Raw genomic sequence first — 21497 nt, forward strand, 5'->3', positions numbered from 1 at the left:
GACGTCGGCACGCGAATGTGAGGTAGGCACGAGGAGGAACTCTGATGAAACGATCTTGAAACGACATGTACTCCAACTGAACGCCACCTGCTGGCCGCCGGAACACCCGGCACGCACGCATCGCCACCTGGCGACGCCACGGAACCGCCGAAAACGATCGAGGCCACCGGCCTGAACCAAACCGTCCCACGTGGCGGTGCACCGCCCTGCCCGTACGCTCGCACCCACGCGGGGAGGGCCACTGGATACGACAAAGCCGCTGCTTCGTGTGAAGCAGCGGTCGGTGTCGTGTGTTTCTGGCTGTGGGCGGTGGGGTCGCCCGGTGCTGGTTGGTTTAGTACCAGTGGTGGGTCTGCCAGAAGTCCCAGGCCTGGGCGGGGCTGCCGTAGCGGGAGTTCATGTAGTCCAGGCCCCACTTGATCTGGGTGGCGGGGTTGGTCTTCCAGTCGGCACCGGCGGTGGCCATCTTCGAGCCGGGCAGGGCCTGGACGAGGCCGTAGGCGCCGGAGGAGGAGTTGGTGGCGGTGTGGTTCCAGCCGCTCTCGTGGGTGACGATCTGGTTGAAGGCGTTGTACTGGGCCGCGTCCGGGATCATCCGGTGCGCGATCGCCTGGGCGGAGGAGGCCGAGGTGGTCGCTGCCTGGGCCGGGGCCGCGGTCAGGGCCATGCCCGCGGCGGCGCCGGCGATGGCGACGACGGAGAGGGCCTTCTTCGGGCTGGCGATGCGGCGGATGGTGGACACGGACACAGAGAGCCTCTTTCTTCGGGGACAAGGAGGTCGCTCGCTCGCCGGGGGACCGTGTGTTCCGGTCCTGGCATGCGTCGGCACCGTGACCCCTGGGGGGCCGTGGTGCCTGGCGACGTCCTCAAGACAACCAGCCCCGACCGATGTCCGCAATGACCCCTTTTACTAGTTGTGGCCGCATTGGGGTGTTTGCCGACCTGTGTGAGCTGGCTCTCAATCCCCAGGTCAGGGCATGGATGTGCGCCTAAACCTGTCTCTTTTTGTCCACTATCGCGGGTAGTGGGTGACGTGGGTCATGTGGGGTGCTTCACCGGTTCCGCGACGCTCCGCGCACGAGGGCTCACGGAGCGGTCGGGGTGGATGTGACCGCGGTCTCGAAAGTGGCCCGGCGCATGGGGCGGACGCCTGGGCGCCCCGCTCCTCAAGCGCGAGGGCTTGGCCGTTGTCGGCAGGGTCGCCCGGCAGATCCGACCACCCAGGTTGATCCCGGTCCTACGGGCTGCCGTACCGGTCGTATGGGTCAGCCGTCGACGCCAGTCTCTACCTGCGGCGTCGGCGCCATATGCCCGGAGATCGAGCTGAACCTGACCGATGCCGATGCCGATGCCGATGCCGATGCCGATGCCGATGCCGATGCCGATGCCGGGCCGGCCAACCGCGTGGCCTCAGATCCGGTCCGTCAGGTCTTCGGCGTACACCTGTGACAGTGGCTGCGGACCGACGTACTGCTGGCAGTTGCACTGCCCGGCCTCGTAGCGCAGCGGCTTCTTGTTCTCGTCCCAGGCTGTCGCGACCTCGACACGTTCATGGCAGCGGCCCTGTTTGTCATGCTTGGCCAAGTGGTGCGTGCACCCGCACAAGGGTTCCGGTGCCTGGTGTGCCGCCTCGACGGCGATACGTTCCTGCTGCGCCGCGTCCATCAGCTCCAGCTTCCGCTCGTGCCGGTTGCGCAGCGCGGTTCGGAGGGTGTCGGCCATCCAGGCGAAACCACCCGTCCAGAAGAGGATCAGCACCCACCAGAACCAGTCCATCATCAGCCTTCCCCCTGTGCGGCCGTGTGTCGGGCCGCCGCTGATCGACGTCGTTGCCGGGTGCATGCGCACCGAGGCATACGAGTTGAGAATAGCCGGGTCCCACACCAGTGCAGGAGTGCAGTCCTGGTATGGGCGGAGGACGACAGTGACTTCGCCCCGACGCTTCGTAAGCCGGAGGCGGCAGTTGCGTCGGGGTGCGTACTGTGACCGCGTGTCCTTCTTCGCCTTCTACGACGTCGAGCACTTTTACGGCGAGCCGGAGCCTGTGCCTGGGGCGCGCGTGTCCTTCGCTCCCGACAAGCTGATTGCTGCTCGTGAGCGTCCTGCCGGGCGACAGGTGGACCGACAGCCGGCCGGTGACGAGGGGCTGCTGGTGAACGAGATCGCCACTGATGTTGTGCAGTGGCCGTCCAGCCTGTGGCGCGTGGCCGATCTCGAGCTGATGCGGCCCATACCGGCCGCCAGGTGGCTGCGTTGCCGGGCCTTCACGGTCATGGAGCAGGTCCCCGCATGGCTGGTCGCCGGACCGCACGGGGACGTCGTGGATTGGGTGATCACCCAGACGCGAACGCTGACCGGCGCCCAGGCCGAGGCCCTTGCCGCGCTGTCGGACGACGGCGAAGAGGCTCTGAAACGAACGCTGTGGGCCCGCTGGTTGCGGGACCATCACACGGGTTCGCCGGTCGGATGCGCCCTGACGGCTCTCAACAGGGTGATCACGGAGGCCGCCCGCCGGGTGGGCCCGCAGTTGTTCGGCCCGGATGACGAAGAGGAGGTCGAGGTGCTCACCGATCCGGCCTGGCTGCGGGCCTTCGGCGCGGCATACGCTGCCGCACTGGCACTCGGCGCCCCCGAGTTGCTCACGCCCCAGGAGAACGCGGTGCTCGCCCGCCGGTGGACCACCGTGCTCGGCTCACCTGACTTGCCCGAACGATAGCGAGTACGCCCCGGTCGGGACGCGGTCCAGTGCGCGGGACTGTTCGGGATGGCCGAACTGCCGCGCCCGCCTGCCTGGGTGACGAGAGAACGGAAAGCAATCGGGTCGTCGATCACCCTTCGGCGCGGTTCCGCTGCTGATACATGCTGTAGTAGCGGGCGCCGATGGCGTCAGGGTCGGTCTCGCCGCCGGGGACGATGCCGGAAGCGATCGTCACCGTGCCTGCGTAAATCCCGCAGCGCATGCACACCCTGACACTGCGGCAACTCGAACGTGACGGATTGTTGACCCGTACCGGCCACCCCAGCGTTCCCCCGCGCGCGGACTACACGCTCACCGAACTCGGCGCGGCACTACTGGAATCCGTCATCGCGCTTGGGGATTGGGCCACCGCACATCGCCACGAGATCAACGACGACCGAAATCGCTTCGACGCCGCACACCCAACTCAGGCACTGTCCGGAGAGGTTGTTCTATCTGAGGTCGCGAGTGCGAAAAGTGCGCGGGTATTCGCAGGAAGGCGACATCGAAATGGTGCTCCTGTGACTGGAGATGTCTCGTGCGAATAGGATGGCGAGCGCTGAACATCTTTATATTCCATACGTGTTCCGGCTGAACGGTTACATTGGTGACCATGGTCGAGCCCCATTCAGCACAGAGGAAGGTGATCGACCGGCGCGTCGCTCTGGCGCGTGAGTGGGATGAACTCGTGGGCCGTGCCCGTTCGCTGGGCCCCGAATTCGCCGGCCTCCTCGATCCGCCGCGGTTGAGCGATCTGACACCGGACGCCGGCAGGGGCACCGCGGTTCTGATCAACGTCACGCCGGAACGCTGCGACGCGCTCCTAGTCTCGGCCGGCGGTGTCCGGTCGGTCCCGCTGCGCGACCTGACTTTGCGCGAGGCCGCCGACCGGACGACCGCGCACCTGGCGCGGCTTGCGCGTCTCGAGGCCGCCGCCGCCAGGATGATGCACACGGCGCACTGGGCCCGGGTCCGTCCCGCCGCCACCAACTTCACGGCACATCATCGGGCCAAGACGGAACTCCTCCAGGCGCAGGACGACGTCGACGGGCACCTGTCGGCGGATCTCGTGTGGCTGTGGGACGCGGTGACCGGGCCGGTGCTCGAACACGTCGGCTCCGGCAGCGTTCCCGGACGTCCTGACACCCGGGTCTGGTGGTGCCCGACCGGCCCGCTGAGCTTCCTGCCGCTGCACGCCTCGGGGTACCACGACGGCAGCGGCGTCAGCGTGCTCGACCGGGTGACCTCCTCGTACACGCCGACGCTGCGCGCGCTCGCGCGAGCGACGCGGTCACCGCGCGAGGAACGGCACCAGCGGATGCTGGCGGTCATCGTCGAAGACCTGGCGGGTCAGCCGCCGCTGCCACAGGCCGAGGCTGAACTGGCGCTGCTCCGTGAGCTGTTCCCCGGCGATCTGCTGACCGTCCTCGACGGCCGGGCGGCGACCCGGGCCGCCGTACTGGACGCGCTGCCACGCCACCGGTGGGTGCACTTCAGCTGCCACGGCCGTCAGAACCTGTCCACCCCCTCACGAGGCGCGCTGCTGCTCGCCGACGGACCACTGACGGTGACCGAACTGGGCCGAGGCCGGTTCGACGGCGAGTTCGCCTTCCTGTCCGCCTGCATGACCGCGACCGGCGGAGTCCACCTCAGCGACGAGGTCGTCACGCTGGGAGCGGGACTTCACTACGCGGGATTCCGGCACGTCCTGGCGACCCTGTGGTCGATCGACGCGGATGTCGCGGCAGACCTCGCACTCAAGATCATCAAGCCGCTGGTGATGGACGGCCGACTCGATCCGACCGGCTCCGCCGCCGTCGTCAACGAGGCGGTCCGGTCGCTCCGTACAGACTTCCCGACCAGGCCCAGCAGATGGGCGCCCGTCATCCACACCGGCCCCTGACGCTCTGGAGCGAGCTTGAGCCACCTGGACTACCTCCCCGTCACGGACGACAGCTTCGCGACGACCGCGGCATCGACGTTCACCGCGAAAGTCGTCTCGGCGGGTACGACCGAACTGACCGGCCCGTGCCCTCGGTGCGGAACGATCATCCGGATACCCGTGGTCACCGGCATCTACAAGAGCTTCCGCCTGCTGCGACGGCGGCACGCCCCGCCCGCGCCGGATGCCCGGCTCGAACCCGTGATCTGCACGTGCGACGACGACCACCCGGGACGACCGGAGGGCGATGTCGGGTGCGGCGCGTTCTGGATCTTCCAGCTCGAGCCGGCCGCCCAGTGAACGTACGTCTGACTGCAGGGGGACCTGCCGATGACGCAGCCGGCATCAATGCCCGACAGCGTCACAACGCGCTGCGCACCGAGTTGCCGAGGGTGCGCGCCGCGGCGCTCGCCTGGCGCAATGGCGTAGCCGCTCTGCTGGCGGGCCTGGTCGGCTTCAGCGCGATCCGCGGCCGCTCGGAGATCGACAAGGTGGCGGGGCCCTGGGACCTGGTGGCCGGCGCCCTGCTGCTCGGCGCGCTCACCGTCGGGGTGGCGGGAGCGCTCTGGGCGCTGCGCGCCTGCCACGGGCCGACCAGGGCGACCCCGGTGGACTCCACGACCTCCACCGTCACGCAGGATCACGTGATCGCCGAGACCGCGTTGCTGGACCTGAGGCGCGGCATCGCCGGAACCCTCCTGTGCGGAGCCCTCCTCGTCGGAGCCATCGCGGTCACCTGGTACGCCCCTGCCCGATCCGACCCCAGACTCCGCCTCCAGATTCCTGGAGCGGTGGTGTGCGGAACGAACGCCGGGATGGATCACGGCACGCTCACGCTCGACACGGACGCGGGGCCCGTCCGCGTGAACCTCGCCCGGGCGCTGACGATCCAGGCGGTGGCAACGTGCCCGTGAACTGGGATGACGAGATGCGCGACCGGGCGATCGAGCGCCTTCGCAGCCGCATGGACGACATTGCGGACCCCGAACTCCGCGCCGCCGCTCTCGGGCACCTGGCGACACTCCTCGAAGCACGCTCGAGGGAACCGGGAGACCTCGGCCAGGCCGCCGACGCGTGGCGTGAGGGCGTACGGCTGACCGGCGATGCACAGACTCGGGGCAGGTACCTCTACAACCTGGGTGTGCTGTTGCAGACCACCGCCGACAGGACGCAGAGGTTCTCGGCGTTGGCGGAGGCCGTCGATGCCTACCGGAGGGCACTGCCGCTCGCCGACGCGGAGATACGCCGTGACTGCCGGCACAACCTCATCCGCGCCCAACTGGGGCTGGGCAGGATCGCCGACCGTCCCGACCTGGCCCGGGAAGCATTCGACATGGCTCGGACCTGGCTGGCCGAAGGACGCCTGGAGCCCCGCGTCGAGTCCGGGGTCTGGGACGCGGTTCTCTGGGGGCTCCAAGAGTCATGGGCAACGCTCGACATGTGCCTCGACGTCCTGGACAGGGCCCGCGAGAACGCCGCCCTCCCCGGACCGGACGCCTTGCGTGGCGAACGGTTCCACCGGTTGTCCTGGATTCTGCTCCGCGTCGAAGGACTGACGAGCGACGCCCGGTACGCCGCCGAGGCGGTTCGGGCCGGCCGGAGCGCCGTCGCCCTGCTGCCTCCAGGAGCGACGACGGACCCCGGGCATGCCGAGGCGACACTCGCCGACGCACTGCGCGCAGAGGGCAGCCACCGGCGTGATCGCGTCCTGCTCGAAGAGGCGGTGCAGGTTTCGCGCTCGTTCCTCGCACGCTTCGCGACCGGGGATCCCGACCGCGCCAGGGCGAGTGGCCGGCTGGCCGAAGCGCTGCTCGCCCTGGACCAGGCGGCGCCCGACGACACCCATGCCCGGGAGGCCGTCAGCCACGCGACGGCCGCTGCCGAATGGGCGGCGGATGCGCAGGAGCTGACCGGGGCACTGCCGACCCTCGCAGAGGCCACGCATCGCATGGCGCTCACGTCCGACGATCCTGGACTCGTGGACGCCGCCGTCGATCACTACCGGCGGGCACTCACCCGACCCCGGGATCGGAAGGGCAGGGTGGCCGTTCTGCTGAACCTCGCCGAGCTGCTCTTGCATCGCGCCGAGCACCGGGACGCAGCCAGGACCGCCGACCTCGGCGCAGCGATCGCGGCCCTCTCCGAAGGCCTCGCGCTGATGCCCCCCGGGCATCCGCGCCGACGGCAGGCCGCCACCACGCTCATGGGCTCCTACATCTGGCTCTTGTCCATCGAAGACTCGGACCAGGTCCTCGACGAGAGCATCGCCGCCGGGGAGAGCCTGGCGAGTTGGGCGTGCGAGGATCTGTCGGACGGGCTCGCTTCGCTCTGCCTGCTCGGTCTGCTCGACGGCTACCGCATGCGGTACGACCGGCACCGTGACAGGTCCGATCTCAGCCGGGCCGTCGCATGGGCGGAACGCGCCCACGCGACGATCCTCGACGACGTCCCGGACCCCGCGGCGTTCCTGAGCACTCTGGGCGTCACCCTGCGCATGCGCTACGGCGTGACCGGTTCCGCGGAGGATCTGACCAGGAGCGTCGACTACGGCGAGCGCGGGCTGTCCCTCGCCACACCGGGCGATCCCGCCCTGCCCGAGCAACTGGCGCATCAATCGGCGAACCTCCGTGAACGGTTCCACGCCTTCGGCGAACCCGACGACATCGAGCGCGCCGTGGACCTCGCACGGCAGGCGCACGATCAGATGCCCCAGCCCAGCCCCGTCGTCCTCACGCATCTCGGAGCGGCGCTCTGCGAGCGATACCAGGCGTATGGAGACGACGCCGACCTCAACGACAGCATCGAGGCCTACCGGGACGGCCATCGGGCGATCCCACCGCAGGAGCGATCGGACGACAACCACCTCGTGGTCCTGCACAATCTCGCGGTCGCCCAGGCACAGCGCTACGCACGGCACGGCATCCCGAGCGACCTGGACGACGCGATCGAAGCCACCGAAGAGGTGATCGCAAGGACACCGCGAACGCATCACGAATACGCCGTCCGGTTGAACACCCTCATCCAGGTTCTGCGTCACCGTTCCGCCCTGCCCGGTCACAAGGAGGACCTGGACCGGACCATCACCTACGCACAGCAAGCCGCACAGACGTCCTCACCGGAATCGGTCGTGCACCGGACAGCGGTCGCCGCGCTGCTCGGGCTGTTCGCGGTGGCCGGGCACACCGCGCGAAACGCGCGTTCCTTCGACGACACGGTGATGCTCGGACTGCGCATCGTCGATGACGGCGACAGCGGGAACCCCGGCTGGGCGGCCGTGGCACACAACACCGGCCTTGCCCTCCTCAGCCGTTGGACGGTTCGCGGTGTCGCCGCGGACCTGGGCAAGGCGATCGACATTTTCCGCGTGGACGCCGCGAGCGGTTCCGCCGGCGCCGCACAATCGGCGCTCAGGCTGGGCGAGGCGCTGATCCACCGGGCCCTGGCCGACGACGACGCCGCAGACCGGGCGGATGCTGCGAGCGTGCTGTGGAAGGTCGCCTGCCGGGACACGGCGCCCGCCCGGATCAGGTTCCGCGCCGCACGCTCCTGGCTGACGGTGGCGGACCGCTCATCGCCGGAGCTGCCCGAGCGTCTCGACAAGATCATGGGTCTGTTGTCACTGTCCGCGTGGCGGGGTTCCTCCCGGGCGGCGCAGGAGTCCTGGCTGGTCGCCCATCGCGGGTTCCCCGCGCAGGCGGCCCGGATCGCACTGGAGGCGGACCGGCCCGACGTCGCCGTGGAGCTGATGGAACAGGGACGCGGAGTCCTCTGGTCGCAACTGCTGGAGCTGCGCACCGATCTGGCGCGGATCGCCGAGGTCGATCCGCAGCTGGCTGCCCGCATGGCCGAGGTGCGCGCCGGCCTGGACGAACTCGCCTTCCTGGACGCCGGTCCCCTCGAGGAGCCGGCCGGGGCGGAGCCACATGCCCCGGACCGGGCGCAAACCCTGTCCAGGGCACTCGAACTGCTCGCGCTCGGTGACAGGGCGGGGGCCATCGAGGTTCTCGGGCCGTTGGCCGTCGTCGACGACCCGGAGGCGGTCGCGATGGTCGAGACGGTCACCGGCGCGATGCTGCTGGCATCCGAGGACCTCGGTCAGGCCAAAGCCGCCTTCCTCCGATCGATGACCTTCGGCGCCGGGTACTTCGCGGCCAAGGCGGCAAGGGCGCTCGGTGACATACGCGGCGGCGAAGGGGATTTCGACGGATGTGCCACCGCCTACGAGCGGGCGATCGTCCTGGACGACGGCGACGGCGACGGCGACGACGGCGCGTCAGCGTCTTCGACGCGGGACGCCCTGCGGTGGCTGGCGGCCCGCAAGCGCAGAAGGGTGCAGGCTCCGCCGGCCATCGACCGCATGATCCTCCTGAGCGATCCGCAGGCACGAGCCCGCGCCGCCAACGAACTGTTCCGGCACGGCGAGGACGCCGAACCGCTCGTCGCGCTCGAATGGGCCGTACGAGAGATGCCCGGCCTCGCCCATGGCACATTGCTCGGCGCGCTACGGGCACGCCTCGGTGACTACGCCGGAGCACGCAGGGCTCTGGAGTCCGCCCTGGCCGCACCGGATCCCCAGGTCGCGGGACGAGCGGCCCTGTGTCTCGGTGACCTGTGCGTGTCGGAGTTCACGGTGGCGCAGGCCCGGGACGCCTACCGGCTCGCCCGCGACGGCGCGGACCCGGAGACGGCGCAACTCGCGCGGGAACGGCTCGCGGCCGTCGCATCGGCCGAAGCGGCTGCGGTGCCCGGCGACCTGTTCGACTTCGGCCGGTACGTGGCTCACGGCCAATCGGCGGCCCAGGCCCTGAAGGCGCTGACGGCCTCCCTTGCCGCAGGAGACGTACGCGCCAGGACCCACTACTACCTGGCCGAGATCCAGCAGCGGCTCGGCGGCTTCGACGTACCCAGCACGCTGCGCCGGGCCATGGCCCTGGCCGGAGCCGACGAGACCGCGTTGACCGCGCTCTGCCGGGCCTGGCTGCGGGAAAAACGCGGAGACGCAGCAGAGAGCCGCAAGGCCTACGAGACCGCGTACCGCACGGCCCGCACCAGCGGTGACACCGAAGCCGCCGCGCTCGCGGCCACCGCGCTGGCGGCGTCGCTCGCGGCGGCGGGAGACCTCGACGGTGCCGTGGCCGCCTATGAACGGGCGGTGGAGACGGGGCACGCACAGCACTCCCCGGCGGCGGCCTTCGACTTCGCACTGCTGCTCGCCCAGCACAACCGGAAACCCGAGGCCAGACAGGTCTACCGGCAGGTCATCGCGACCGGGCATCCCGTACAGAGCCGAAAGGCGGCGATCAACCTGCGTCGGATGGGCGACGACGGAGCCGGCTGATGCCGTCCACGGACCGCGCAGCCGCACGGCCGAGCGGTCCGGTCAGGGGATGATGCTGCTCACCACGCCGCCGTCGACGCGTAGTGCGGCGCCCGTGGTGGCGGAAGCGCCGTCGGAAGCGACGTACCGGACGAGGCTGGCGACCTCTTCGGGGCGGATGAGTCGTCCCAGCAGCGAGGTGGGGCGTTCCTCGGCGATGAAGCGGCGTTCGGCTTCGTCGAAGGGGATGCCGTCGCCGACGCGGTCGGCGATGAATACCTCGACACCAGGGGTGAGGGTGGGGCCCGGCAGGACGGTGTTGACGGTGACGCCGGTGCCGGCGACCTCCTGGGCGAAGCCGCGGGCGACGGCCAGCTGGGTGGTCTTCGTGGCGCCGTAATGGATCATCTCCTTGGGGGTGTTGATGGCCGACTCGCTGCTGACGAAGACGACGCGGCCCCACCCGCGCTGCACCATGCGGGGAGCGTAGTGGCGGGTGAGCCGGACGCCGCTGAGGACATTGGTCTCGAAGTAGCGGACCCATTCCTCGTCCGTGATCTCGAATGCGGGTCTCGCCTCGAAGATCCCGGCGTTGTTGACGAGGACATCCACGTCCGGCACGGCGTCGGTGAGGATGCGGGCGCCTTCTGCGGTGCTGACGTCGGCGGCGACAGCGCGGATCTCGCCGCGCGTGTCGGTGGCACGGATGCGTTCGGCAGCGGCGTCGGTGCGCTGGGGGTCACGGCCGTTGACCACGACGTCGGCTCCGTCGTGGGCGAAGGCGGCGGCGATCGCTTCGCCGATGCCGGAGGTGGAGCCGGTGACGAGTACGGTGCGGCGGGGTGCTGCGTTCACGCGAGTGCCTCCTGGGCTGGTGGAAGTCGTCCGGGCTTCCCGAGCCGCACCGGTCGCGGCTTCGACTTCGGCGAACAGCTGGCGGGGCTGCCCTCGCCAGAGCGGCCCACGTCTGGTGACGCTAGAGCGCCGCAGCGGTGGACGCATCCCGGAAGGGGGCGTGGGCGGGCGCCGTCCTGATCACGCTGCCGGTCGGTGGCGTCCCCGGTTCCGCGGCCCGTACGGACCGGTTCGGGCGGGGCTGTCATGGCGCGGGCACGCTGCGCGCCTGGGCCGCGACCATCCGATCACCGGGGCCGTCTCGGCCTGGCGAAGGCTGGACACGGACATCGCGCCTCTCGTCTGGGACGAGCGCTCAAGCGCCGGGCTCACGGCAACGGGCTGACACGAGGCCGCGTCCGAGCCGCAGTCGGCTCGGACGCGGCCTCGTGTCGGTGCTCCGATCCGCGCCCTGCGTCATGGCGTCCGGCTGCCGCCTCGGAAGGCAGGACGTCGTCACTCTCCGGCCTGCCGTCGGCTGCTTCCGCCCGCACCGGATCAGGCGCGTTCCGAGTCCACGCGTTTCGCGCTGCCGATCGACGCCAGCAGTCGAACAGGGTGACGACGGTGGCCGTGAGCGCCGCCATCGCCTCGGGACGAACCCCCAGAACAAGGAGCACAGTGCTCCCGGTCAGGAGAGATCAGCACCTCAAGGCGCCACCGGTGCGCCGCTGGAGAAGGCTGGACAAAGGAAAAGCCGGCTCAGGTCAGGCCTGTCCTTTTCCACATCCCAGGCGCGATCACCGCTGCCGGCGGCTACGGAACCGGGCATTCCCCGGCTCCGTGGCTCCCATCAGGCGGCGGGGCGGTGGCGGACGAAGAGCAGGGTGGGCACGGTCACGGCTGCGACGGCGATGGCTGCGACGAGGAGAGCGGTGTGGTAGGCGTCGGTGAAGGCGTGGTGCACGGCGTTGTGGACGACACCGGCGATCTCGTCGGGCAGTGTGCCTGTGCGGGATCCGTGTTCGGCGCCGTTGACGATCCGGTCGGTGGTGTCGGCGGGCAGGCCGGCACCGGTGAGCCGGTCGGTGAGGTTGCTGGTGAACTGGCTGGTCAGGATGGTGCCCAGGATGCTGGCGCCGAGGACGGTGCCGAGCTGGCGGAACATGTTGACGGCTGAGCTCGCCATGCCGGCTTTGTGCTGGTCGACACTGGTCAGGGCGGCAGCGGTCGAGGGTGCGACGAGCAGGCCGCCGCCGATGCCGACCGCGGCGAGTCCGGGCCAGAGGTGGCTGAAGTCGGGCTCGGGCAGGGTGGTGAGGAGCAGGAAGATGCCGCCGGACATGATCACGGCACCGAGGGCGAGGAGGAACTTGAACCCGATGCGGTGGACGAGCTTGGCGGCGAGGGGGCTGATCACGATGAACGGGACGAACATCGCCAGGATCCGGACCGAGGCGCCGAGGGCCGTCAGGTCCTGGGAGTGCTGGAGGTAGAGGACCGTCAGCAGCGCGGTGCCGGTGAACCCGAACATGGTGAGGGTGGCGACGCCCATGACGGCGCTGAACGAGCCGGAGGTGAACAGTCGCACGTCCATCATCGGGTCGCGGTGGCGGGCCTCGTAGAGTGCGAAGGCGATGACCGCGGCCGCGGCGGTGGCGTAGGAGCCGAGGATCACCGGAGAGGTGTAGCCGAGGGACTTGCCCTCGATGATGCCGAAGGTCAGGCTGCCGATGGCCAGGGTCGCGAGCGCGATGCCCACCGGGTCGAGCCGGCGCTGCGGGTGACGGCTCTCCGGGACCAGGCGTGCGGCGCCGGCGACGGTGACGACCGCCAGGGCGACGTTGATCAGGAACACCGCGTGCCAGGAGTACGCCTGGAGCAGGAACCCGGAGCCGAGGGGGCCCAGCGCGAGGCCCAGGCCGGAACTGCCGGCCCAGACGGAGACCGCTTCGGTGCGCTCCTTGGGGGTGACGAACAGGTGGCTGACCACGGCCAGGCCGGCCGGGAGGACCATCGCGCCGCCGATTCCCATGACGGCCTGGGCGGCGATGAGGACTCCGGCGGAGCCGGCGGTGAACGCGGCCAGGCTTCCGGCGAGGAAGAACACGGCGCCCGCCGTGAACACCAGGCGGCGCCCGATGCGGTCGGCCAGGGTGCCTGCGGCCAGGATGAGGGTGGCCACCAGGAGGCTGTAGGTGCTGGTGATCCACACGATCTCGGTCGCGTCGGCGCCGAGGTCGGTCTGGATGGAGGACAGGGCGCCGATCGTCGAGGAGACGTTGACGAACGTCATCATCGTGCCGATGCAGATGACCGCGAGCGCCGACCAGCGGTGGCGTGCGGGTGCGGGTGGGGGCGCGGGGTGGCCGGTGCGGGGAGCACCGGCCATGGCGCTGGGGCCGGCCGGGAGGGTGGCCGTGGGGGAGGTCTGCTGGTTGGTCACTGGGCGTCCTCGGCGACCGGTGCCTTCGGGCCGGGCGCGGTGGGTGCGAACGGGGCTGTGGCGGCGAAGGCGCCGGTGGTCAGCTGCGGCAGCAGGGCGTGCATGTCGGCGGTGAGCTGATCGGCGAAGACCTCGTCGGCATCGGCTTCGAGTGCGTCGAGGATCCGCCCGGCGATGTCGGCGGGGCTGGACTTGGCGACGTCGAGGCCCTCGGTCATCGGGGTGTCGACGTAGGCGAAATGCGCGCCGACGACCCGGGTCGACCGCCCTGCGAGCTCGGCGCGCAGGGCGTTGGTCAGACCCCACAGCGCGGTCTTCGTCGGCGCGTAGGAGCCGGGGACGGTCAGCCAGCTCAGCAGGGAGTGGACGTTGACGACCGCTGTTCCGTCACGGCCGGCCAGGGCCGGGGCCAGCGCCCGTACGAGCGCGAGGGGGCCGAACAGATTGGTCTCGTAGGTGCTGCGGATGTCCTCGAGATCCGAGGTCAGCAGCGAGGGGTCACCGGACGCGCCGGCGTTGTTGATCAGCACGTCGACGTCGGTTGCCAGGGTCGCGGCCGCCGCGATGTCCCCGGCGTCGGTCACGTCCAGCAGCAGCGGCACGACCCGGCCGTCCTGCCAGGCCGCCTCGCGGCGTGCGCCGGCGTACACCTTCGCCGCCCCGCGTTGCAGCAGCTGCCGTACCAGCTCGGTCCCGATGCCGCCGCCGGCGCCGGTCACCAGCACCACCTTGCCGTCGATCCGCATGACGCTCACTCTCCCAGATCTAACTTTAATCAACTGAAGTCAGAGTGACCGTACCATGGTGACTTCAGTACAGTGAAGTCAAGGTCGGAAGAGGGAGAGGTCATGCACCTGCTGGAACCGCTGTCGGACCGAGAGGGCTGGCCCATGACGGGCCGGTGCCCCGTCGAGAAGACGATGAAGATCATCGGCTCACGCAACGCGATGCTCACCATGCGCGAGGCGTTCTACGGGACCCGCCGGTACGACGACTTCGCCGCGCGGGTCGGGATGTCCGCGGCGACCACCGCGTCGAACCTCAAGACACTCACCGAGGCCGGACTCCTGGAACGTCGCCCCTACCGTGACGAGGGCTCCCGTACCCGTGACGAATACGTGCTGACCCAGGCCGGCGCCGACCTGATGCCGGTCGTCCTCGGCCTCCACGCCTGGGGCATCCGCTACGCGAGCGACCCGCCGCCCATCGAGCTCACCCACCTCGACTGCGGAGAGCCCGTCGAGATCCACGTCACCTGCCGCGCCGGCCACCAGCTCTCGACCGACGACATCGCCGCACACATCGCCAAGCCCTCCGGCGCATAGTCCGGCGGGCTCTGAGTGGCCCCATCCGCGCGAGACGGCAGCCGAAGTCCACCCGTGACCCCGGCTGCGCCGGCCTCGACGTCCGGGGAGGCGATCGCCGTCACCGGAGCCGGCCGGGCATGCAGTGGACCGGCACAGGCCGGCACCGCCGGTCCGCTCGGGGGCGTGGATCACGCGCGGCGACGTCCGGCCATGCCCGGTGCCGCTTCAGCCGGTGCCGGTCACGAGCCCGACCCGGTAGGCGAGGACGACCGCCTGGACCCGGTCGCGCAGGCCGAGTTTCGTCAGGATGCGCGACACATACGTCTTGACCGTCTCGGGCGTGATGAACAACCGCGCGGCGATCTCCGCGTTCGACAGGCCCTCGGCGATCGACTCGAGTACCTCCAGTTCGCGCGGAGTCAGGGCGCGTACGACGTCGTCCCTGGCCGGCCGGGCGGTGTCGGCGGGACGCAGGCGTTCGGCGAAGTGGCCGATGAGGTGGCGGGTGACGGCGGGCGCCAGCAGGGCCTCGCCCGCGGCGACCGTCCTGATGCCGCTCACCAGAGTGGCCGGAGGCGCGTCCTTGAGGAGGAAGCCGCTGGCTCCGGCCCGCAGCGCGTCGTAGACATAGGCATCGACGTTGAACGTGGTGACGACCAGTACCCTCGGCGCGGACTCGGCATGGGGACCGGCCAGTTGCCGGGTCGCCTCGATGCCGTCGAGCAGCGGCATCCGGATGTCCATGACGACCACGTCGGGGCGTAACCGCCGTGCGGCCTCCACTGCCTCGCGGCCGTTCTCGGCCTCCCCGACGACCTCCATGTCGGGCTGCGCGGAGAAGATGGTGACGTAGCCGGTCCGCACCAGTGCCTGGTCGTCGCAGACGAGTACACGGATCGGCGGCGGTGCATCGCTCACGGGGGGCACAGGGGTCACTCCTGAACGGACTTGGACGGAATTGTGGCGCGGATCTCGAACCCGCCCTCGGGCCGGGGTCCGGCCTCCAGTTCACCATTGACCATGCGCACCCGTGCACGCAGCCCGGCCAGCCCTCGTCCGCCCGCCGGGCCCGGCCTCCGTGTGACCGGTGCGGCCGTCGGCGAGTCGTCGGGGGCGTCGGTGCTCACCCCTATCTCGATGCGCTCCTCGCCGTGTTGGACCACGACCTTCGTAGGCTGCCCGCTCGCGTGCTTCATCGCGTTGGTGAGCGCCTCCTGCACCACGCGGTACGCGGCCAGTTCCACGTCCGCAGGCTGCGGTCGCCGCTCACCCTGTTCCCTGAACTCGACCGGCTGACCTGCGCTGCGGGCCTGCTCCACCAGGTCTCCCAGGCGCCCCAGGGTGGGGGCACGGTCGGTATGTGCAGGGTCGGCGGCCGGGGAATCGCCGGTCGCCTCCAGTACGCCGAGCAGATGCCGCAGCTCCGTCAGCGCCCGGCGGCCGGTGTCGCTGACGGCCGACAGCCCCTCGCGGGCCCGCTCGGGCGCGGACGTGAGCAGGAACTGCGCGGCGTCCGCCTGGACCACCATCGCCGTCACATGGTGGGTGACCACATCGTGCAACTCGCGGGCGATCCTGGCCCGTTCGGTGGCCGTGGCCACCTCGGCGGCCAGCCGCCGCCGCTGTGCCTCTTCGGTCCGCCTCGTGCGCACAGTGCCGCCCACCAACCAGATCACGGCCAGAGTCAGATAGAACGCGAGATAGTCGGGGACGCCCAGCGGTGAGCCGAGACGGTTCAGGACGACGGCCAGTGCGGTGTAGGCCGCGCTCGCCACGGCAGTCGAACCAAGGCGTAGGCGGACCTGGTGGGCCCCGGCCGAGTACACGGCGAGATACAGCCCCAGGCTGCCGAACGTCGTTGCGAAGCCCAGCGCCTGGTACACGGCGAACGCGCAGCCGACGACGCTCAGCGTGCCCGCCGGCCACCGGCGGCGTGCCGCCAGCGGCAGGGTCTGGGCCAGGATCAGCCCGAAGCTCAGTGCGCCGGCCGGCCGCTCGGGCAGATCGCCGATCTGCGCCCCGATCTTCGACAGGGTCGGTACGAACGCCAGCACGGCGAGCATCAGGGCGTACAGGCCGTCCTTGTGGGAGTCGGCCTGCTTCTGCCACCAGCCGAGCGGCGCCCGGAGCTCGGGACGGCTCCAGGGCGCCTGACGGGACATCACTTCTCGTTACCTCCAGTCGGCGGCTGTCAGTGCCGGGCGCGGAGCCGGGGCAGCAGACCGCCGCTGCGGCGAGCGCGGACGACCATCTGGACGGTGATCAGCACACTGATGAGGATCGGCACGATCGACGTCTCCAGACCGAAAGTACCGCCGGTGAGCAGAGCCGGGCCGTGGGTGTCGACGGTGAACAGGCCTTCGGGGGTGTGCCCGGACACCGGGATGCCGAGCAGTTGCTCGACGGTGTTCCAGACGAAGTGCAGCCCCACGACGAACCAGATGTTACGCCGCCACAGGAAGGAGGCTCCGAGCATGGCGCCCGCCTCCACGGCGATGGCCAGTGCGCTCCAGGCGGAGGCTCCCGGGGCGCTCAGGTGGGCGACGCCGAAGAACAGCCCGGTGATGACGACGGCGGCCCGGCTGCCCCACATCTGTTCCAGAGCCTGCAGGGCGAAGCCGCGGAACATCAGTTCCTCGGTGACCGCGGCGCCGAGCTGCGCCACGACCGCGGACCCCACCACCGACAGGAAGCCGTTGTTCGCCCAGGAGAACGAGTAGCCCCCGAACGCGCTGATCAGGAGCGTGGAGACGAGGATGAAGCCCAGGCCGATCGCACCGCCGAGCAGCGCCTGGCGGCCGGCTCCCCGCCGGGCGATCTCCGGCGTGGGGCGGCGTGCGACGTAGCGCATGACCGCCCAGTACACGGCCACCGCGGCGGCCGCGCCCAGTACCGGCACCGGACCGGGGCCCGTCGCGGTCAGGCCCGAGACCAGGCCGACGCCGACCATGCCCGTCAGCATCCAGCCGAGCGGAGAGCGGACGACCCGTTCGATACGGCCGCCTCGGCCTCCGCGGCCGCCCTTGCCCTGGCCGGGACCTGTGTCGTGCTGTGTGCCGGCAGTCGTGTCCATGGTGGCCTCCCCTGTGGTGGTGGTCGCACCGGTGGCGACCTGAGGACCACGCTAGGAATTCGCGGAGGTCCGCGAGTCACCCGCGCATGGACAACTCCGGTAGCTCTCACGGGGGATGCGCCGCTCCCGCCGGTCCGTTCAGCTCTCGGCTGCAAGTCCGCAAGTCCGCTACTTCGCTCCGGCGAAGCGGCGGCTCTCCTGCCTTTCACGGAGTCCAGTGCCCCGGGGCGCAGCGCGGCAGGCCCGCTGCTCCCTGGACGCCGGGCGCCGTGCAGCAGTCAGGGGCCGGAGCGTGTTCCGGTCAGTCGGTCAGTCGGTCTGTCGGCCCGTCAGACGGCGGACCATGACTCGCTCGAAGCTCGCCGCACGTGCCGACGTCTCGCCGCGGGGGCGGCGTTCCTGTCGTCGCTGCGATCGCCGCAGGTGGAGCTGCGTTCCGGCTGCGGCGTATCAGAGGTGACGATCAAGCTCTCTTCCCCTATGCTGCGGCTTGCACATACGGGGGGCGGCTGGCCGTGAGGACACTGGCACCGTGACATGTGCGCATCAGTCACGTCATCTCAACTTGTGCTTCAGCATGCCGCCAGGCGTCCGCGCCTGTGCATGACTGCTGCCAGAAGTTGCCCGCAAGGGGTTCGGATCGGCGCGTCCCCCCCCGGTCCCACGGTCATCGGAAGGCAGAGAAAGTCATGGCAGAACGGCAGTACCTCGGTCAGGGCACCAACACGTCCTGGGAGAAGTTCTGGTACGTCCTGGGTTGCATCTACTTCGGTGCCGCCTACTTCCAGAAGGTCCCGGTGAAGAAGGCGCTGAGCGAGTACGGGCTGGTCGAGATGACCGGGGCCGAGAAGTTCTGGTACGTCGTGCAGTGCATATTCTTCGGCGCCGGCTACTTCGCGAAGGTCACCATCAAGCGAGCGCTGTCCGAGGTGCGGAACGCCGGCGGAATCCCCACCGTCTGACACCGCCCGGACGAACATGTGCCCGTGGGCCCGGACCGCGAGAAGCGGACCGGGCCCACGGGCCGTCTCCCGTGACGTGTATGTCGCCAACGTCGCGGCGGACGCACCTCCGGCACGTCGCCGCCACCCCGTTCGTCGTGCACGGGCGAGGACATAGCGTTCCCAGTCGGGCAGCCCCGCCCCACGGAACTCGCTGAGAGTGAGACAGCGAGGTCGACCTCGGCGCTGCGGTGACCCGCGAACCGAGTCACGTCGGTTCCGGCGCCGTCAGCGAGGACCACGTACAGGTCGTGGTCGGAGTGCGGGGTGATCATGCCGTCGTGGGCCCGGGAGCCCTTGAGGACGAGACCGACGACGGCTGAGTCGGCGGCAGCGAGCTCGACGAACGCGTCGTAGTTGAGGGCCTGTTGAGCAGTCATGGTGCGGATCTCCATTGAGGTGGTGACGGGTGTGCCTGCCGGGGCGACCCCGTTACGAGGCGCCCTGCACCCTCCGCGGCTGCACACGGCCGCCGCCCGGGAGATCGACGCACGTCCGGACTCTGTCGCCCAGCCGGGCCATGGGCCGGGTTCTCACCCGCATCGGGCACGAAGGCCGCCGGACAGGGCACTTGGGCCGCCTCCCCAGGCCGACTTGCCGGCCCGGCCTTCTCCTCGATGCGAGAGGTCTGGTGGCGAACCGGACTTGGGCGGCTGATGCAGACAACTAAGTCAAGCCTTACTTTCCTGGAAATTGATCTGCATAGTGGAGGGCCGGGTCGAGAGGAGCACGGTTTTGCCGCAGTTCAATCAGGGTGCCGTGGGACAGGTCGAGGTGGAGCAGATCCACGTGTCCGCGATGTACGGGCTGCTCGACGAACGGGTGGCGGATGTCCGGGCCCAGCTGGACGACGTACTGAAGTCGTCGGCCGACAGCGCGGGAGAGGTGTACGCGCGTGATGTGGCCGCACAGCGTCTGGCGCAGCAGGTGCGCCGGCTCACGGGGGCGGAGGAGGGACTGGTCTTCGGCCGGATCGACGGCGCGGACGGCACGGTCCTGCACATCGGACGGCTCGGTCTGCACCTGGACGACCGGGACCTGCCGCTGCTCCTCGACTGGCGGGCGGAAGCGGCACGGCCCTTCTATGCGGCGACGGCCGTCCACCCGATGGGGCTGCGGCGACGTCGCCACCTGCGGGTGGAGGAGCGGGCCGTGTGCGCGGTCAGCGACGAGCTGCTGGACGGATCCGTGCCCGCGGCCGGCGACATCGTCGGCGACGGTCCCTTGACGGAGGCGCTGGAGGCGCGGCGTACGGGGCGGATGCGGGCGGCGGTGGCGACGCTGCAGGCGGAGCAGGACGAGATCGTCCGTTCCCCGCATCGGGGAGTGACGGTGGTGCAGGGCGGCCCGGGCACGGGCAAGACGGTGGTCGCGCTGCACCGGGCGGCGTACGTGCTGTATGCCTTCCCGCGCGCCGCCGAGCGCGGTGTCCTGGTGCTCGGGCCGAACGCGCGGTTCCTCGACTATGTCTCGCGCGTGCTTCCCTCGCTCGGCGAGAACGACGTGTCCCTGGCGACGTGCGGGGAGCTGGCCGAGGTGGTGACCGCCGCTGTCGAGCCGTCCGATGTCGCACGGCTCAAGGGCAGTTCCGCCATGGCCGAGGCGTTGGAGGGCCTGGTGCGTTCCCGGCAGGCGCCTGGGGATGCCCGGTTCGCGGTACGCGTGGGGCAGGAGTGGGTCTCTCTGACGAGCGCGGAGGTCGCGGTGGCCCGAGAGTCCGCGGTGGCGAGCGCCCTGGCGCACAACCGGGCGCGTCAGGTGTTCAAGGAGCACCTGATCGGCATGGTCACGAGCACCCTGGAGCGTGGCACCGCCGAGGCACTCGCGCACATCGACGCAGAGATCGCCGGCAGCACCGGCCTCGACCTCGATGCCGCGGCCGCGGCCGATCTGCGGGCGCTCGGCTTCGACGGTGCGGCAGCCGCCGATCCGGCCGAGATGTTCGATGCGCAGGCTCTGCGCGTGAACCTCATGGACGACGCCCACGCCGAGCGTGCGGTGGAGCTCCTCTGGCCACGGCTGATGCCCGAGACGGTCGTAACGGCCCTGCTGGGGGACGCCTGCACCCTGGCCACGCATCTGCCGTCACTCACCGATGACGAACGCGGCCGGCTGCTGCGCTCTGCCGGTACACCGTGGACCGACGCCGATGTGGCGCTGCTGGACGAGGCGGCAAGCCTGGTGGACGGGCCGCCGGAGCGAACGTTCGGGCACGTCGTCGTCGACGAGGCACAGGAGCTGACCGCCATGCAGTGGCGGATGGTGCTGCGTCGGTGCCCGGCCAGGTCGATGACGCTGGTGGGCGACTTCGCCCAGGCGGGTCCCGCGACGGCGGCGAGCGACTGGTCCCAGGCACTGGGCCCGCATCTCGGCACCCGGTTCACCCTGCACACCCTGACCGTCAGCTACCGCACCACCCAGGAGATCCTGGCCACCACCCGCGACCTGCTCGCGCGGATCGCCCCTGGCCAGACGCCGAGCCGCTCCATCCGCCACGGCGAGCCTCCCCGCCGTCTCACCGCGCGTCCGCACACACTCGCCGCCACCGTGGCAAGTGAGCTCCAGGCCCAGGCCGCAGCGCATCCGGGCGACCTGCTTGCCGTGATCTGCGCGGATGCCCGGCTCGATGACATGGCGTCGACCGACATCACACGATGGGCGCGACTCGTGCCCGCATCCGAGGCCCGCGGCCTGGAGTTCGACGGGTGCGTCGTCGTCGGCCCACAGGAGATCACCGAGGCTCGGCCCAGTGGCGAACGCGACCTGTATGTCGCTCTCACCCGTGCCACCAAGAGGCTGTGCCTGATCACCTTCCATTCCGCGTGACCACGGGTCTCCAC

The 21497-nt window shown here is 70.3% G+C and carries 18 protein-coding genes and 1 pseudogene; 10 read left to right on the plus strand and 9 right to left on the minus strand.

The features are described from left to right. Positions 1 to 334: 334 nt before the first annotated feature. A complete protein-coding gene (locus ACZ7OY_RS23870) occupies positions 335 to 748 on the minus strand; it encodes an aggregation-promoting factor C-terminal-like domain-containing protein (RefSeq protein ID WP_471913222.1) in 414 nt (137 codons plus the stop codon). Positions 749 to 1260: 512 nt separating this feature from the next. On the opposite strand from ACZ7OY_RS23870, the gene ACZ7OY_RS23875 reads away from it, so the two are divergent. Further along, complete coding sequence (locus tag ACZ7OY_RS23875; protein WP_471913223.1) at positions 1261 to 1449, plus strand: hypothetical protein; 189 nt, start codon at positions 1261 to 1263, stop codon at positions 1447 to 1449. On the opposite strand, the gene ACZ7OY_RS23880 is transcribed toward ACZ7OY_RS23875, so the two are convergent. Continuing rightward, positions 1411 to 1776, minus strand: coding sequence for a hypothetical protein (locus ACZ7OY_RS23880; protein ID WP_471913467.1), 366 nt, complete (start codon positions 1774 to 1776; stop codon positions 1411 to 1413). The two genes, ACZ7OY_RS23875 and ACZ7OY_RS23880, sit on opposite strands and share 39 nt — an antisense overlap. A gap of 214 nt (positions 1777 to 1990) precedes the next feature. On the opposite strand from ACZ7OY_RS23880, the gene ACZ7OY_RS23885 reads away from it, so the two are divergent. From ACZ7OY_RS23885 to ACZ7OY_RS23910, 6 genes are all read left to right on the plus strand, one after another. After that, positions 1991 to 2716 carry a hypothetical protein gene (locus tag ACZ7OY_RS23885; RefSeq protein WP_471913224.1) on the plus strand — a complete coding sequence of 242 codons (726 nt, stop codon included), beginning with the start codon at positions 1991 to 1993 and terminating at the stop codon, positions 2714 to 2716. A 242-nt stretch (positions 2717 to 2958) separates the two neighbouring features. Then, positions 2959 to 3285, plus strand: a complete 327-nt coding sequence (locus ACZ7OY_RS23890) for a winged helix-turn-helix transcriptional regulator (protein WP_471913225.1) — start codon at positions 2959 to 2961, stop codon at positions 3283 to 3285. 65 nt (positions 3286 to 3350) lie between these two features. Further along, positions 3351 to 4640: a CHAT domain-containing protein gene (locus ACZ7OY_RS23895; protein ID WP_471913226.1), complete on the plus strand. Its 1290-nt coding sequence runs from the start codon at positions 3351 to 3353 to the stop codon at positions 4638 to 4640. 15 nt (positions 4641 to 4655) lie between these two features. Continuing rightward, on the plus strand, positions 4656 to 4979 hold the full coding sequence (locus tag ACZ7OY_RS23900; RefSeq protein WP_471913227.1) for a hypothetical protein: 324 nt from the start codon (positions 4656 to 4658) through the stop codon (positions 4977 to 4979). A gap of 92 nt (positions 4980 to 5071) precedes the next feature. Next, positions 5072 to 5593, plus strand: a complete 522-nt coding sequence (locus ACZ7OY_RS23905; protein WP_471913228.1) for a hypothetical protein — start codon at positions 5072 to 5074, stop codon at positions 5591 to 5593. Next, a complete protein-coding gene (locus ACZ7OY_RS23910) occupies positions 5590 to 10017 on the plus strand; it encodes a hypothetical protein (RefSeq protein WP_471913229.1) in 4428 nt (1475 codons plus the stop codon). Before ACZ7OY_RS23905 ends, ACZ7OY_RS23910 begins: the two co-directional genes overlap by 4 nt. Before the next feature lie 42 nt (positions 10018 to 10059). On the opposite strand, the gene ACZ7OY_RS23915 is transcribed toward ACZ7OY_RS23910, so the two are convergent. From ACZ7OY_RS23915 to ACZ7OY_RS23925, 3 genes are all read right to left on the minus strand, one after another. Beyond that, positions 10060 to 10851, minus strand: a complete 792-nt coding sequence (locus tag ACZ7OY_RS23915) for an SDR family NAD(P)-dependent oxidoreductase (protein ID WP_471913230.1) — start codon at positions 10849 to 10851, stop codon at positions 10060 to 10062. Positions 10852 to 11683: 832 nt separating this feature from the next. Then, a complete protein-coding gene (locus ACZ7OY_RS23920; protein ID WP_471913231.1) occupies positions 11684 to 13276 on the minus strand; it encodes an MFS transporter in 1593 nt (530 codons plus the stop codon). Next, positions 13273 to 14022: an SDR family oxidoreductase gene (locus ACZ7OY_RS23925; RefSeq protein WP_471913232.1), complete on the minus strand. Its 750-nt coding sequence runs from the start codon at positions 14020 to 14022 to the stop codon at positions 13273 to 13275. The genes ACZ7OY_RS23920 and ACZ7OY_RS23925 overlap by 4 nt, the downstream gene beginning before the upstream one ends. Before the next feature lie 102 nt (positions 14023 to 14124). On the opposite strand from ACZ7OY_RS23925, the gene ACZ7OY_RS23930 reads away from it, so the two are divergent. After that, positions 14125 to 14601 carry a winged helix-turn-helix transcriptional regulator gene (locus tag ACZ7OY_RS23930; RefSeq protein ID WP_471913233.1) on the plus strand — a complete coding sequence of 159 codons (477 nt, stop codon included), beginning with the start codon at positions 14125 to 14127 and terminating at the stop codon, positions 14599 to 14601. A 207-nt stretch (positions 14602 to 14808) separates the two neighbouring features. On the opposite strand, the gene ACZ7OY_RS23935 is transcribed toward ACZ7OY_RS23930, so the two are convergent. The 3 genes from ACZ7OY_RS23935 to ACZ7OY_RS23945 are packed head-to-tail and all read right to left on the minus strand — an operon-like array spanning position 14809 to position 17656. Next, a complete protein-coding gene (locus tag ACZ7OY_RS23935) occupies positions 14809 to 15501 on the minus strand; it encodes a response regulator (RefSeq protein ID WP_471913234.1) in 693 nt (230 codons plus the stop codon). Positions 15502 to 15515: 14 nt separating this feature from the next. Next, complete coding sequence (locus ACZ7OY_RS23940; protein WP_471913235.1) at positions 15516 to 16745, minus strand: sensor histidine kinase; 1230 nt, start codon at positions 16743 to 16745, stop codon at positions 15516 to 15518. Positions 16746 to 16774: 29 nt separating this feature from the next. Beyond that, positions 16775 to 17656, minus strand: a complete 882-nt coding sequence (locus ACZ7OY_RS23945) for a lysostaphin resistance A-like protein (protein ID WP_471913236.1) — start codon at positions 17654 to 17656, stop codon at positions 16775 to 16777. Between the two features lie 689 nt (positions 17657 to 18345). Here ACZ7OY_RS23945 and ACZ7OY_RS23950 point away from each other — a divergent pair. After that, positions 18346 to 18618: a hypothetical protein gene (locus tag ACZ7OY_RS23950; protein ID WP_351610140.1), complete on the plus strand. Its 273-nt coding sequence runs from the start codon at positions 18346 to 18348 to the stop codon at positions 18616 to 18618. Positions 18619 to 18753: 135 nt separating this feature from the next. On the opposite strand, the pseudogene ACZ7OY_RS23955 reads toward ACZ7OY_RS23950, so the two are convergent. Continuing rightward, positions 18754 to 19037: pseudogene (locus ACZ7OY_RS23955) on the minus strand (hypothetical protein); the annotation flags it as partial. A 418-nt stretch (positions 19038 to 19455) separates the two neighbouring features. Between ACZ7OY_RS23955 and ACZ7OY_RS23960 the strand changes: the two are divergent. Beyond that, on the plus strand, positions 19456 to 21483 hold the full coding sequence (locus tag ACZ7OY_RS23960; protein WP_471913468.1) for a HelD family protein: 2028 nt from the start codon (positions 19456 to 19458) through the stop codon (positions 21481 to 21483). Positions 21484 to 21497: the final 14 nt, after the last annotated feature.

Source organism: Streptomyces sp. NPDC107559, from assembly GCF_055657365.1.

Coding starts and splice junctions, on each gene's coding strand:
- ACZ7OY_RS23950 (WP_351610140.1), top strand. CDS start 18,346: ATGGCAGAACGGCAGTACCTCGGTCAGGGCACCAACACGTCCTGGGAG.
- ACZ7OY_RS23945 (WP_471913236.1), bottom strand. CDS start 17,656: ATGGACACGACTGCCGGCACACAGCACGACACAGGTCCCGGCCAGGGC.
- ACZ7OY_RS23960 (WP_471913468.1), top strand. CDS start 19,456: ATGTACGGGCTGCTCGACGAACGGGTGGCGGATGTCCGGGCCCAGCTG.
- ACZ7OY_RS23875 (WP_471913223.1), top strand. CDS start 1,261: ATGGGTCAGCCGTCGACGCCAGTCTCTACCTGCGGCGTCGGCGCCATA.
- ACZ7OY_RS23940 (WP_471913235.1), bottom strand. CDS start 16,745: ATGTCCCGTCAGGCGCCCTGGAGCCGTCCCGAGCTCCGGGCGCCGCTC.
- ACZ7OY_RS23925 (WP_471913232.1), bottom strand. CDS start 14,022: ATGCGGATCGACGGCAAGGTGGTGCTGGTGACCGGCGCCGGCGGCGGC.
- ACZ7OY_RS23895 (WP_471913226.1), top strand. CDS start 3,351: ATGGTCGAGCCCCATTCAGCACAGAGGAAGGTGATCGACCGGCGCGTC.
- ACZ7OY_RS23890 (WP_471913225.1), top strand. CDS start 2,959: ATGCACACCCTGACACTGCGGCAACTCGAACGTGACGGATTGTTGACC.
- ACZ7OY_RS23930 (WP_471913233.1), top strand. CDS start 14,125: ATGCACCTGCTGGAACCGCTGTCGGACCGAGAGGGCTGGCCCATGACG.
- ACZ7OY_RS23880 (WP_471913467.1), bottom strand. CDS start 1,776: ATGGACTGGTTCTGGTGGGTGCTGATCCTCTTCTGGACGGGTGGTTTC.